The following is a 13741-nucleotide window of genomic DNA, read 5'->3' on the forward strand; positions in this document are numbered from 1 at the left end:
GTTAGCCGCGCTGGGCCAAGGATGGCCCATCGCGGCGGCCCACGGATTCAAGCCTGCGTTCGGGCACACCGAGCCTAAGCGAGGTGCCGAGTGTTGGGGCAAGAGCCCTTTGGTTACTTTGGGGCTCTTTTCCAAAGTGACCCGCCGTAAGGGCGGAACCGTACTCAGCCATCACCCAACCAACGGATATGTACTCAATCTAGTTGGCCAACCGCGCCCCACTAAGACTCCCACTCAACTCATAAGCCACCAACTCCGCCTGATGCGCCGCCAAAATCTCCGGCAACGACCCGCGCAAATACTCCACCCACGTCTTGATCTTCGCATCCAGATACTGCCGCGACGGGTAGATGGCGTACAGATTCAGCTCCTGCGAACGATAGTTGGGCATCACCCGCACCAACGTCCCATTACGTAACCCTTCAATCGCCGCATACACCGGCAACAACCCCACCCCCATCCCGCTGGTGATCGCCGTCTTCATCGCATCCGCCGAATTCACCAGAAACGGCGACGTATTGATCGCCACACTTTCCTGCCCCTCAGGCCCATTGAACGTCCACTTGTCCAACTGAATCACCGGGCTCACCAAGCGCAGACACGCATGGTTGAGCAAATCCTGGGGCCGTTGCGCGCACCCCTTGGCCTTGACGTAATCCGGCGACGCACACGCAATGCTGTAGGTGATGCCCAAGCGCTGCGACACAAACCCCGAATCCGGCAGTTCGCTGGCCAGCACGATGGACACGTCGTAGCCCTCGTCGAGCAGGTCCGGCACGCGGTTGGCCAGGGTCAGGTCGAAGGTCACGTCCGGGTGGGTGCGGCGGTAGCGCGCAATCGCATCGATGACGAAATGCTGGCCGATGCCGGTCATGGTGTGCACTTTCAGCTGCCCGGCGGGGCGGGCATGGGCGTCGCTGGCTTCGGCCTCGGCTTCTTCGACGTACGCCAGGATCTGTTCACAGCGCAGCAGGTAGCGTTTACCCGCCTCGGTGAGCGCGATGCGGCGGGTGGTGCGGTTGAGCAAGCGGGTTTGCAGATGGGCCTCCAGGTTGGAGACCGCGCGCGAGACGTTGGCGGTGGTGGTGTCCAGTTGCACGGCGGCGGCGGTGAAGCTGCCGGCTTCGGCCACGCAACTGAAGGCGCGCATGTTTTGCAAAGTGTCCATGGAGTGTTCTCAGGGGAGATAACAAATTGTGACAGAAAGTTACGCCGTCCAGTGATCCCTACCAACGGATTATCGCTTGAACGGTAACAAAGATTCACAGGAATGCCAGCTTATCGCCCTTCATGCCGCCGCCTAGAATTGCGCCACCTACCGTGCATCACCCCCACAGGAATTCGCTTGCCGTGCCGCGTCGCATTAGCAGAGAGCTTAAGACTCTCAGTGTTTGGGCTTTATCGTTAGCAATCAGCGGCTGCATCGGAACCGGCGGAATCGCCCCCCAAGGCCAAGCCCTCAACGCCAATACCCTGGCCACCGACGAAGCCATCCACAGCGCCGCCCAGGACGCCCACTGGCCCACCGCGCAATGGTGGCAGGCCTATGGCGACCCGCAGCTGAACCGCTGGGTCGACCTCGCCACCCAAAACAGCCCAAGCATGGCCCTGGCCGCCGCGCGGGTGCGTGAAGCGCGGGCCATGGCCGGGATTGCCGAGTCGGCAGAGTCGTTGCAGATCAACAGCGACACCACCCTCAAGCGCCACAACTGGCCCAAGGATCAGTTCTACGGCCCCGGCGAGTTGAGCGGTGCCACCACCTGGGACAACAATTCCTCCCTGGGCCTGAGCTACGCCCTCGACCTGTGGGGCCGCGAAAGCAATGCCAGCGAGCGGGCCGTGGACCTCGCGCACATGAGCGTCGCCGAAGCGCGCCAGGCCCAGCTGGAATTGCAGAACAACGTGGTGCGCGCCTATATCCAGCTGTCGTTGCATTACGCCAATCGCGATATCGTCGCGGCGACCCTGGCCCAGCAACAGCAGATTCTCGACCTGGCCAACAAACGCCTGAACGCCGGGATCGGCACCCATTTTGACGTCAGCCAGGCCGAGACCCCGCTGCCCGAAACCCATCGCCAACTGGACGCCCTGGACGAAGAAATCGCCCTGAGCCGCAACCAGCTGGCCGCGTTGGCCGGCAAGGGGCCGGGGGAGGGCGCGCAGTTGCAACGCCCGACGTTAGCCCTGGCCGCGCCGCTGAAACTGCCGTCGAGCCTGCCCGCGCAATTGCTCGGCCAGCGCCCGGACGTGGTTGCCAGCCGCTGGCAGGTAGCGGCCCAGGCGCGGGGCATCGATGTCGCGCATGCCGGCTTCTACCCCAACGTCGACCTGGTCGGCAGCCTCGGGTATGTGGCCACCGGTGGCGGCATGCTTGAGTTTCTGGCAGGCAAGAAATTCAACTACAACGTCGGCCCGGCGATCACCTTGCCAATCTTCGACGGCGGCCGCCTGCGTGCCGAGTTGGGCGAGGCCAGCGCCGGTTATGACATCGCCGTGGCCAAGTACAACCAGACCCTGGTCAACGCGCTCAAGGGCATCAGCGACCAGTTGATCCGCCGCGAGTCCATGGACAAGCAAGCGGGCTTTGCCGCGCAGTCGGTGGCCTCGGCGCGCAAAACCTACGACATCGCGATGATCGCCTACCAGCGTGGCCTCACCGATTACCTCAATGTGCTCAACGCCCAGACCCTGCTGTTCCGCCAGCAGCAAGTCGAGCAACAGGTTCAGGCCGCACGCCTGAGCGCGCATGCCGAGCTGGTGACCGCCCTGGGCGGCGGCCTCGACGCCGGCCAGGACCTACCGCAAGACGCCAAGACCCTCCCGAGCAAGACCCCGGCGGCGCTGGCCGTGTTCGATCACTGAGTAGGATTCGATGACTCCCTTGCCTGCACCGCTGCGCTGGCTGCATTCCCTTGAGTGGCGCCGTGGCTTTTTCGACTGGGCACGCAGCGACGGCGTGACCTGGGTGTACATCTTCAAGGTACTGATCGCCGCCTTCCTGACCTTGTGGCTGGCGATGCGCCTTGAGCTGCCGCAACCGCGCACGGCGATGATCACCGTGTTTATCGTGATGCAACCCCAGAGCGGCCAGGTGTTCGCCAAGAGCTTTTATCGCTTCCTCGGCACCCTGGCGGGCTCGGCGGTGATGGTCTTTTTGATCGCCTTGTTCGCGCAGAACACCGAGTTGTTCCTCGGCGCGCTGGCGATCTGGGTCGGCCTCTGCACGGCCGGCGCCACGCGCAATCGCAACTTTCGCGCCTATGGATTTGTGCTGGCCGGGTACACGGCGGCGATGGTCGGCTTGCCGGCCTTGGCTCATCCAGACGGCGCATTCATGGCGGCGGTGTGGCGGGTGCTGGAAATTTCCCTGGGGATTCTATGCTCCACGCTGGTCAGCGCCGCGATCCTGCCGCAAACCAGCAGCGCCGCGATGCGCAATGCGCTGTACCAGCGTTTTGGGGTGTTCGCGCTGTTCGTCACCGACGGCCTGCGCGGGCGCAGCCAGCGTGAAGGGTTCGAGGCCAGCAACGTGCGTTTTATCGCCGAAGCCGTGGGCCTGGAAGGGCTGCGCAGCGTCACCGTGTTCGAAGACCCGCATATGCGTCGGCGCAACGGCCGGCTCAGTCGCCTCAACAGCGAGTTCATGAGCATCACCACGCGCTTCAACGCCTTGCACCAGTTGCTCGAACGTCTGCGCACCGATGCCGCCGATCACGTGGTGGCGGCCATCAAGCCTGGCCTGCAAGACCTCGCCGAAGTGCTCGACGGTTTCACCGGCCGCGCCCTCACAAGCCCCGACGCCGCGCGCCTGGTCAACCAGTTGAGCGCCTACAAGGACGGCCTGCCCGCCAAGGTCCGTAGCCTGCGCGCGACCTTCCAGGAGGGCAACCCCAGCGAAGCCGAGCAGCTGGATTTCCACACCGCCTACGAGCTGCTCTACCGCTTTGTCGACGACCTGCACAACTACGCGCAGACCCACGCCTCCCTGGCCGACCACAGCCACGAACGCGAGCAGTGGGACGAGACGTTCATCCCCAAAACCAACTGGCTGGCCTGCGCCGCCTCGGGAATTCGCGCCTCGTTTATCCTGATCGCGCTGGGCAGCTACTGGGTGGCCACGGCCTGGCCCAGCGGCGCCACCATGACCCTGATCGCCGCCGCCACCGTCGGCCTGTCCGCCGCCACGCCCAACCCCAAGCGCATGGCGTTCCAAATGGCCTGCGGCACCTTGATCGGCGCGCTGGTGGGCTTTGTCGAAATGTTTTTCGTCTTCCCCTGGATCGATGGTTTCCCCTTGCTCTGCGTGATGCTCGCGCCGGTGATCGTGCTCGGTGCGTTCCTCGCCTCACGCCCCAAATACGCCGGGGTCGGGCTAGGCCTGTTGATCTTTTTCAGCACCGGCTCGGTGCCGGACAACCTCACGGTCTACAACCCCTACACTTTTATCAACGACTACATCGCCATGGTCATCGGCATGCTGGTGTGCGCGGCGGCGGGGGCGATCATCCTGCCGCCCAACAGCCGCTGGTTGTGGCGCCGTCTGGAGCAGGACCTGCGCGAACAAGTGGTGTATGCCATCAGCGGCAAGCTCAAGGGGCTGGCGTCGAGTTTTGAAAGCCGCACCCGCGACCTGCTGCACCAGGCCTACGGCCTTGCCGTCGGCCAGCCGCAGGTGCAACGCGATTTGCTGCGCTGGATGTTTGTGGTGCTGGAGGTCGGCCACGCGATCATCGAATTGCGCAAGGAGCAGGCGATTTTGCCGGTGCACCCGGCGTATGCCGAATCCCAGCCGTGGCGCCAGGCGATCCGCGTGATGGGCCGCTCGCTGGTGCGGCTGTTCCTGCAGCCCAGCGCGAGCAATCTGGAACGCGGCCTGATCGCCGTCGACCACGCGATCAGCCGCGTGCAGGCCACCGACGAACCCTTCGCCCCGCATTTCGACACCTCGGCCCTGCGCCGGGTGAAGAGCTACCTGCACTTTATCCGCACCTCGCTGCTGGACCCGCAATCGCCACTCGCAGCCCTGAAAGGAACCCCGCATGCCTCGTGAAATCGCCTTCCATGGCGTGTACATGCCGACCATGACCCTGATGTTTTTGATCGCGGCCGGCGTGGCCTGGGCGCTGGACCGCTTCCTGGCCGGGTTCGACCTGTACCGTTTTTTCTGGCACCCGGCGCTGCTGCGCCTGAGCCTGTTCGTTTGCCTGTTCGGCGCCCTGGCGCTGAGCGTCTACCGTTGAGAATGCCCCGATGAAAAAGTTTTTCAGCCTGCTCGCGACCTTGCTGGTACTGGCGTTGGCCATCTGGATCGGCCGCACATTGTGGGTGCACTACATGCAAACCCCATGGACCCGCGACGGCCGTGTGCGCGCCGATATCATCAACGTGGCCGCCGACGTCACCGGTGAAGTGGTCGACGTGCCGGTGCGCGACAACCAGTTGGTGAAAAAGGGCGACCTGCTGATGCAGATCGACCCCGAGCACTACCGCATCGCGGTCAAGCAGGCGCAGTCCCTGGTTGCCTCGCGCAAAGCCACCTGGGAGATGCGCAAGGTCAACGCCCACCGCCGCGCGGACCTCGACGCGCTGGTGATCTCCAGGGAAAACCGCGACGACGCGAGCAACATCGCCGACTCGGCGCTGGCCGACTACCAACACGCGCTGGCGCAGCTGGAAGCCGCCGAGCTGAACCTGAAACGCACCCAGGTGGTGGCGGCAGTGGACGGCTACGTCACCAACCTCAACGTGCACCGTGGCGACTACGCGCGTATCGGCGAAGCCAAGATGGCCGTGGTGGATATGCACTCGTTCTGGGTCTATGGCTTCTTCGAAGAAACCAAACTGCCCCATGTGAAAGTCGGTGACAAAGCCGATATGCAGCTTATGAGCGGCGAGACGCTCAAGGGCCACGTGGAAAGCATCTCGCGCGGCATCTACGACCGCGATAACCCCGAGAGCCGCGAGCTGATCGCCGATGTGAACCCGACGTTCAACTGGGTGCGTTTGGCCCAGCGCGTGCCGGTGCGGATTCACATTGATGAGGTGCCGGAAGGTGTCCTGCTGGCAGCGGGCATCACCTGCACCGTGATCGTCAACCAGGCACAGAATTAAAATGTGGGAGGGGCTTGCCCCCTCCCACATTTTGACCAGGTTCAGGCCTTGATAAAGGTTTCGTGCAAGTGACGCCACAGCAACGCGCCGCTGGCCTGCTTCTCAAACACCACCGTGGCCCTCCGATCCGTCCGCGTACCGCTGTCATCCACCTGAAGCTCGCGATAAGTCACCGTCGCCCCACGCGCATGCCGGTCGATTCCGGCCATTTCACTCAAGGTGATCTTCAACCCCGGACGCATCCCGCCCAGGCGCGTGAACAGCGCATTAACCCCCGCCGCATTGACCCTTGTGCCAGTGGCGGGGGCGACCATGCTGAACTCGGGTGAAAAGCGTGCGAGCAGGTTTTGCAGGGTGCCTTCAGGGGCAACCCCGGCGAACCATTGTTCGATCTCGACGTGGGTCTGGATCACTTCTTCGAAAAAGTCGCTGTAGTCGATCATTTATAAACTCCCATTCAAACCAAAGCGTTTCTTCAACACGGTTTCCAATAATCCTTTGGGCAGCAACGCCGCCATCAGCGGCAACGCCCGGCTGCCATTGCCCGAGCGCAACAGGCGCGGCGGCTTGGGCTGTTGCACGGCTTTGAGCACATCTGCCGCAAACGCCGTGGCCGGTGTCGGCTTGTCCTGGGAGGCCTGGCTGCGTGCGCGAATGCCCTCGCGCAGCGGCCACCAGGGCGACTGTTCGTTGATCAATAGCTCGGCCTGGGCGCCGGCGTTTTTCGCGAAGCTTGTGTTGATGGCACCCGGTTGGACTTCCATGACCCGAATCCCGAACGGCGCCAACTCCATGCGCAGGGCGTCGCTCAATGCGTGCACGGCGGCCTTGGACGCGCAGTAGGCGCCGGCAAACGGCGTAACCAGCACCCCGGAAACACTGCCAATATTCACCACCAGGCCCTTGCGTTTGCGCAGGGCCGGGAACAGCGCCTGGGTCACGCCGACGAGAGAGAACACGTTGGTTTCGAACTGGCGCTGCATGGCGTCGGTGCCGCCATCGAGCAACGGGCCCATGGCGCCGTAGCCGGCGTTGTTGACCAGCACATCGAGTTCGCCCAATTGCCCGGCCAGGCGTTGCAGGGCGGCGCCGTCATTCACATCAAGCTGCACGGCGTGGAAACCGGCGGTGGATAAGTCGGCGACATCTTCCGCGCGGCGGGCGCTGGCCCACACGTCATAGCCGGCCGCTTTGAAGGCATCGGCCAGGGCACGGCCGATGCCGCTGGAGCAACCGGTGATCAGTACATTGGGCATGGATCCATCCTTTGTCAGTCCGAGAAACTGCCTTGCAGGTGCTCGGCGCGAAATTCCAGGGTTTGCGCGCGGTAGCCGGGGCGCAGTGGTGGGGTGGGCAGGCAGTCGTCCCAGGTGGCGCCGGCCTGCAATTCGCCAGGGCCGCGATAGCGTGGGGCGGCGTAGACGTTGTCGGCCAGGTTGACCGTGTCCCCCGGGGCATAGGCGGCGACGCGCCAGCGCAGTTCGGTCAGCGGTACGTCGTTGCCGTTGTTCAGGGTCAGTTTCAGGGGACGGTCGGCGGGGCATTCCTGCGGCGCGTAGGTAATGCGCAGTTCAAGGCGGGCCAGTTGCGAGGCTTCTCGGTTGTCCAGCCACACCACCCATACGGCGACACACCCCAGGCCCACGGCGGCTGCCAGGGATACGGGCAAGGCCTTGGCGGGGTAGCGCAATAGCAGGATCAACCAAGTGATGATCAGGAGTACGCCGAAGAACACGATTAAACCCTCGCTTGCGGTGAGCAACCATCCTAGCTGACCCCAGGTAGGAAACCAATTTGATCCTCCTGTGCACAAACATCGTCACGCTCTGGGGGCGCTGGCGAACATCAGGAAATATATACGCTGCGTTCCAATGGAACGGCGAGCGCGCTGATCCCACTGATGCCGAGCCAAGGAGCAGTTTTTACTTTTAAAAGGAGTTCACCCGATGATTGTTAAGCGTCATCTCCAGGTTCAGCCCGATTTTCCTTTTCGATCAAACGTTGTCCTGCCTAAAGCCGTCGAACAGCCAGCGCCTCGTTCAGACAGCCCCGGAATAGTGTCCGAGCAGGCCATTACCGGCACTCCCCTTACCCCGATCGTGCGGGGTATTTATCCTGCATTCGTCAAAGAAGCCGGTGTGAATACCCCCACGTCTGCTCAACAGGGGCTTTTGCTTCAACACGACGACCTCAACAATAAAATCAACCTGTTGATCAGCCAGCAGCCGACCTATGAAGCCTTTGTCCAGAAGTATCAACCCTACGTTGCCAGCACCCCCGGTGCGGTCGACAATATTGGCGCCCTGTTTGCCAATGCTGTCACGCGGTTCTGGACAGCGCCGCGCCCTGGCGAAAAACCCTCCAGCCCACCGCAAGATCAACTGATTAATCTGCATCGGCAAATGCTCTCCACCCAGGCGGCCCTGCGCGCTGCGGACGGTACCCTGAGCAGTGCGGGTAAAGCCTTGATTGAAAAGGCGTTCCAGTATCCCACCCAGGCTGACCGGGAAAAGGCCTTCCCGCACGGTTCACGTTTGGGGGTCTACCCGCTCACGGTGGATGACAACACGCCAACCGGTGCGCGCCTGGCGGGTGCCTTTATGCTCACCGCCACCGACGGCTCCAGAGCAACCACGCCCCACTGGCCCAACGGCGACAAAAGCCTGTTGGCCAGCGAAGACAACGGCCCCGTGGTGCTCTACACCCCCGGTGAAGGCTTTGAAGAGTTCGCCAACCCCGCCCAGTTGCAAACGGTGTTGATGCAACGCATCGACAACGGCGGGGTGCCCGCAACGCTGCTCTCGGAAAGTCTGCCGCTGCCTGCCGAGCGCCTGCGCAAGCCCCTGCGCGGGCAAGACCTGACGCTCGGGTTTTCGCCTATCCCTGAGGATGTGACGGCCGCAGCGATACCTCAGCTGTTGGAACGGCAAGCCGACGAACTGAATGCGCTGACTCACTCGGATACGAGTGATATGGACGGCGAGCACATCGCCGCCGCCATGAACAATGCCGCCAATTGGACCTCTCAATTTGACGGCAGCAACGCCATGCTCGCCCGGGCTGAAAAACTCGAAGACAAACAACAACCGCAGTGGCTGAAAAACCTGTTGCCTGTGAATGCGGGGCATTATCAGTTTCTGGACACCTGCGAGCAAAAAACCGCTCAGGCGCTGGCTCCTTTGTTGGAGGCCATTCCCTCGCTGCAGCACTTTGCCAATCAGCAGATAAACGCCGCACTCAAGCAGAAATACCCGACGGCAAATTTTGATGCAGACAAGATCGTGGTGCACACCTACGGGGAGTTCGTCTTCTCGCGAAAAAACGGCGAGGTCGTGAAAAACGTCACCAACAGCTTTAGCTCCCTGACTGATGTTGCCTTGAAAAATGCGACCCTATCGATCCCGGCAGAAAACTACCAAAATCGCTCTTTGACAATGACCGCAAGCCTGACCGATACCGGCGGCAAGCCGGTGCTCGGGGCTGATGGAAAGCCCATCGTCCTGGCGGGGAGTGAAATCGCGGCACTGGTCAGTAAGCTGGAGGTGGGCAGCAATTACATCAAGTTGCTCAAGAAACGAATGGCGCCGGAGGCCCTGACGGGAGACGCGGGAAAAGTCCGCACTGCTTGGAAGGCCAACCTGTCGGATGTCATGAGGAAACAGGCATTTCTGGCGGAATTGAACCCGCTGGCGTACCCGCCTGGATCGCCGGGCCCTGAGTGGGTACAAACCGTGCTCGACTTTCCGGACCCTGCCAAACGGCCGCAAGTGGATGGAAGAACCATCGTTGCCAATACGGTGAGTCACTATGGCAAGGCGCTTCAAGGCGTGATTGCGATTGACAGTGGCAAAGGTGGGCCGCTGATCCTGTATAGCCCCGATGCGCCGGACGGTATGTCCTTTCGGCAAGTCGCCGACCGAGTCGCCCTGGAAACGCTTTTCGAACAGCCGCAATGGAAAACGTATGCCGAAAGCAAGGTGTCGCCGCTCAACCCTGGCGGCCCCGATGCGGCGATCCAGGACCGCCTGAATGAGTCGGTTTTCAGCGCCCTGGACCGCGAGGACCGCGGCGACCGGCCCAATGGCCCTGGATACCTCAGCGCGATCCAAGGTGATTTTCAGGACGCATTGTACAAACAGTTGGCAGGCCTCTTGATCGATGAGGCTGATGCTGGTTCTGTCAGCTCTGCCGAGCTGGCTGTAGAGACGAACTACAACAAGATCATGTTTGGTATCGAGATCGCTACCCAGCTTTTGGGCTGTTTGCCCGCAGCTGGAAGGTTTGTCTCGACCGCCCTGCGGCTAACCAGGGCCGGGTTGAGAGTCCTCAAGGCACCGGGCAACGCCATCGTCAACGTGCTCAACCGGCCTGATCGCCTTGCCATGCTCTATTCCCGAGTCGGCGGCAGTGGCGGTGCCACGGCGGGTAGCAGGGCCCGCCCCCTTCTGCGGCCTGTCTTGAGTGCGCCTGCGCTAAGCCGCGCGGTGCAGCCACTGGCCCCCGGCACGCCCGGCGTGGGGAGTGTGCCGGATATCAGCGGCCATTCCGTTCCGGATAGCCTGCTCAGCGGCCGTACGCTGAGGGGCGATGGTACTTATCAAGTCGGCGATCAGTTCTACGTGCGCTACACCGATGGCACCGGCGTCAGCAAACCCTATGAAATCAGCCCGATTTACAAAATCGAAGGCGGCCCTGTGCGGGTGATTAACCCCCACACCCGAAAAACCGTTGCGTTCCTGCAGCCGGCAGGCGCAGGGGAGTGGCGGCAGAACCGGATGTTGGGTGGCGCTAAGGGCGGCGTCGTCCAAGGGGTCAAACGCCCCAATACTGAGCCAGTGCAACCTGGACCTTCCAGCGCGGCCAAACAACCTAAGTCGCTTGAAGCGTTTCCCGGTGAAAAAGCGCTGCTGGAGCCGCCGGTCAAAGGTGTCAATCGGTTCTATCACTACACCGGCAAAGACCCGCACGCCAGGATCATGGCGAGCAATGTTCTCGAACCGTCCAGGTTCAATTTGAAGGGCGAGGCGTTACCCAAAGGTCAGCGCCGGCATTACTTTACCGACCTGGCCCCGGAGGACATGCCCACCGAGAAAATCTCCGAGGCCATTTTCGGGAAGCGTAAACAGGGTAATGCCCTGGATAAGATGACCTATTACTACGAGGTCAACACCTCGGGACTGAACGTGGTGAAAAGCACCGAAAACGCGCATATCTTTTACGTGGAGACGCCGTTTGACATTCTGTTGAGCTACAGGAGCTCCCCGCGGGCGGAGTTGACTCGCCGGGTCATCTACCATGGCGAAACCCCCTACACGCCGGCCCCGCCCAGTTAAAAAAAAGGCCCCCATCATGCACTGCGGATAGGGGACGCAGCACATGCTGGGGGCCTGCTCTACACGGTGTTACTGCGCGATGGTTTTCACCGACACGCCACGCTCAACCGGCGTCGAACGCCCGTAGATATCTTCAAAACGCTCGATATCGTCTTCGCCCAGGTAGCTGCCCGATTGCACTTCGATGATCTCCAACGGGATCTTGCCCGGGTTGCGCAGGCGGTGCACCGAGGCGATCGGGATGTAGGTGGACTGGTTCTCGCAAAGCAGGAACACGTTCTCGTCACAGGTGACTTCGGCGGTGCCGCTGACCACGATCCAGTGTTCGGCGCGGTGGTGGTGCATCTGCAGCGACAGGCACGCGCCCGGCTTGACCGAGATGTGCTTGACCTGGAAGCGCCCGCCCATGTCCACCGAGTCGTACGAGCCCCACGGGCGATAGACTTCGCAGTGGTTCTGGGTTTCGCTGCGGCCCTGGTCGTTGAGGGTGTTGACCATCTGCTTGACGCCCTGGACCTTGTCCTTGTGGGCAATCATCATCGCGTCCTTGGTTTCCACCACGACGATATTGTCCAGGCCGATCACCGACACCAGCTTGCCGTTGCCGTGGATCATGCAGTTGCGGCTGTCCTGGATCACCACGTCGCCTTTGCTGACGTTGCCGTTGACGTCTTTGTCATTGACCGCCCACAGCGAGGCCCAGCAACCCACGTCGCTCCAGCCGGCACTCAGCGGCACCACACAGGCGCGCTGGGTTTTTTCCATCACGGCGTAGTCGATGGAGTTGTCCGGGCAGCAGGCGAAGGTGGCTTCGTCGAAGGTCACGGTGTCGGCATCCTGCTCGCTGCGTTCCAGCGTCAGCAGGCAGGTGTCGTAGATGTCCGGATCGTGCTTTTTCAGCTCTTCGAGGAAGCGGCTGGCGCGGAACAGGAACATGCCGCTGTTCCAGAAATAACCGCCGCTTTTGACAAACTCTACAGCGCGTTTTTCATTGGGTTTTTCCACGAACTGCTCAACGCGGCTCACGCCTTCGGGCAGCAGCGAATCGTTGGTGGACTTGATGTAGCCGTAGCCGGTTTCCGGGCGGGTCGCCGGGACGCCGAACAGCACCATCTCGCCACGCTCGGCGGCCACGGTGGCCAGGGCCAGGGCGCGTTGCAGGGCTTTCTGGTCGTCGATCACGTGGTCGGCGGGCAGCACCAGCATCAGTTCGTCACGGCCTTCGTTGACCAGCATCATCGCGGTCAGGGCCACGGCGGGCGCGGTGTTGCGGCCGAACGGTTCCATCAGCACGCGCTGGCATTCGAGCTTACGGGCGCTGAGTTGCTCGTTGACGATGAAGCGGTGTTCCTTGTTGCAGACCACAATCGGGGTGTCCATGCCTTCGAACACCAGGCGCTCCAGGGTTTGCTGGAACAGGGTGTGCTCGCCGGTCAGGGCCAGGAATTGCTTGGGGAACTGTTTACGGGAAAGCGGCCAAAGACGTGAGCCGCTACCACCGGAAAGGATGACTGGAATCATGGGTGTTTCTCCTTGAATCGATATGGGTCAGAGCTACGAAGGTTTGTCGTTTCACTCTTGTTTTTGTCTCGGTCCGGGTTGGTCATGACCAACCCGGAAAAAAGTGCTTAGCGGGTCGACACTGGGCGTTTCACCCAGACTGGCGAAATGCTCGAACCGGAACCTGTGACGTACAGCACCGCTGCTTCACCGCGTTCCAGGGCAACCGGCTTCACGTCGCCGACTTTCTTGTCGCCGTCGTACAGCGCCAGGCTGACCTTCACCGGGTTGATTTCACGCTCGCCACGGCCTTTGGCGGCCACCGACTTGACCACGTCGGTCTTGCCGTCGGCGGTTTTCAGGGTCAGGGCCTTGTCGCTGAGGTTTTGCACGCGCACCAGGGATTTCTGCTTGTTCTTGAACGGCGGCTCTTCGATCAGCTGCGGCTGGCCGCTGCTGTTGTTGACCAGGGTGTAGTAGTGGTCGGCGGCAAGCTTGACCGGCACGGTCTGGCTGCCGACCTTGGCGCTGTAGTCACCGCCGGGCATGAAGCTGAAGTCACTGCTGGCCAGCGGCGCGACGTCGCTGAGGCTGGTGGCGCCGACGGTCGCGCTGACTTCCTGGTTGCTGGCGTTGTACACACGCACGAAGCTCGAGCCTTTTGGCGCGGTTGGGCCGTAGAGGGCGGCGTCGCCCCCGGCGAAGGCGGACATCGATACGAAGCTCAAGCCGGCAGCAATGGCCAGGGTCTTGGCGAGACGACGCGGAGTAGTAGTGAAAGTCATGTGAGTTACCTC

11 protein-coding genes are annotated in these 13741 nt (G+C 62.1%); 5 read left to right on the forward strand and 6 right to left on the reverse strand.

Features of this window, described 5'->3' with window-relative positions; all coding sequences use genetic code 11:
- Positions 1-199: 199 nt before the first annotated feature.
- Complete coding sequence (locus AC0IYH_RS28495) at positions 200-1168, reverse strand: LysR family transcriptional regulator (RefSeq protein ID WP_010213008.1); 969 nt, start codon at positions 1166-1168, stop codon at positions 200-202.
- A gap of 182 nt (positions 1169-1350) precedes the next feature.
- On the opposite strand from AC0IYH_RS28495, the gene AC0IYH_RS28500 reads away from it, so the two are divergent.
- The 4 genes from AC0IYH_RS28500 to AC0IYH_RS28515 are packed head-to-tail and all read left to right on the forward strand — an operon-like array spanning position 1351 to position 6111.
- A complete protein-coding gene (locus AC0IYH_RS28500) occupies positions 1351-2862 on the forward strand; it encodes an efflux transporter outer membrane subunit (RefSeq protein ID WP_471837347.1) in 1512 nt (503 codons plus the stop codon).
- 10 nt (positions 2863-2872) lie between these two features.
- Entirely contained in the window at positions 2873-5050 is a 2178-nt protein-coding gene (locus AC0IYH_RS28505) for an FUSC family protein (RefSeq protein WP_471837349.1), read from the forward strand.
- Positions 5040-5240, forward strand: coding sequence for a DUF1656 domain-containing protein (locus AC0IYH_RS28510; RefSeq protein WP_116630719.1), 201 nt, complete (start codon positions 5040-5042; stop codon positions 5238-5240). The genes AC0IYH_RS28505 and AC0IYH_RS28510 overlap by 11 nt, the downstream gene beginning before the upstream one ends.
- 10 nt (positions 5241-5250) lie before the next feature.
- Entirely contained in the window at positions 5251-6111 is an 861-nt protein-coding gene (locus AC0IYH_RS28515; RefSeq protein ID WP_116630720.1) for an HlyD family secretion protein, read from the forward strand.
- 41 nt (positions 6112-6152) lie between these two features.
- On the opposite strand, the gene AC0IYH_RS28520 is transcribed toward AC0IYH_RS28515, so the two are convergent.
- The 3 genes from AC0IYH_RS28520 to AC0IYH_RS28530 are packed head-to-tail and all read right to left on the reverse strand — an operon-like array spanning position 6153 to position 7846.
- On the reverse strand, positions 6153-6554 hold the full coding sequence (locus AC0IYH_RS28520; protein WP_116630721.1) for a DUF4440 domain-containing protein: 402 nt from the start codon (positions 6552-6554) through the stop codon (positions 6153-6155).
- Positions 6555-7367: an SDR family oxidoreductase gene (locus AC0IYH_RS28525; RefSeq protein ID WP_471837352.1), complete on the reverse strand. Its 813-nt coding sequence runs from the start codon at positions 7365-7367 to the stop codon at positions 6555-6557. It abuts the gene before it with no gap.
- Between the two features lie 14 nt (positions 7368-7381).
- Positions 7382-7846: a multidrug transporter gene (locus AC0IYH_RS28530; protein WP_116630735.1), complete on the reverse strand. Its 465-nt coding sequence runs from the start codon at positions 7844-7846 to the stop codon at positions 7382-7384.
- A 211-nt stretch (positions 7847-8057) separates the two neighbouring features.
- On the opposite strand from AC0IYH_RS28530, the gene AC0IYH_RS28535 reads away from it, so the two are divergent.
- Complete coding sequence (locus tag AC0IYH_RS28535) at positions 8058-11444, forward strand: dermonecrotic toxin domain-containing protein (protein ID WP_471837354.1); 3387 nt, start codon at positions 8058-8060, stop codon at positions 11442-11444.
- A 69-nt stretch (positions 11445-11513) separates the two neighbouring features.
- Here AC0IYH_RS28535 and AC0IYH_RS28540 read toward each other — a convergent pair whose 3' ends face one another.
- Entirely contained in the window at positions 11514-12965 is a 1452-nt protein-coding gene (locus tag AC0IYH_RS28540) for a mannose-1-phosphate guanylyltransferase/mannose-6-phosphate isomerase (protein WP_101266703.1), read from the reverse strand.
- Between the two features lie 107 nt (positions 12966-13072).
- On the reverse strand, positions 13073-13729 hold the full coding sequence (locus tag AC0IYH_RS28545) for an alginate O-acetyltransferase AlgF (RefSeq protein WP_116630724.1): 657 nt from the start codon (positions 13727-13729) through the stop codon (positions 13073-13075).
- Positions 13730-13741 lie beyond the last annotated feature (12 nt).

This window comes from Pseudomonas sp. AC463, assembly GCF_979253585.1.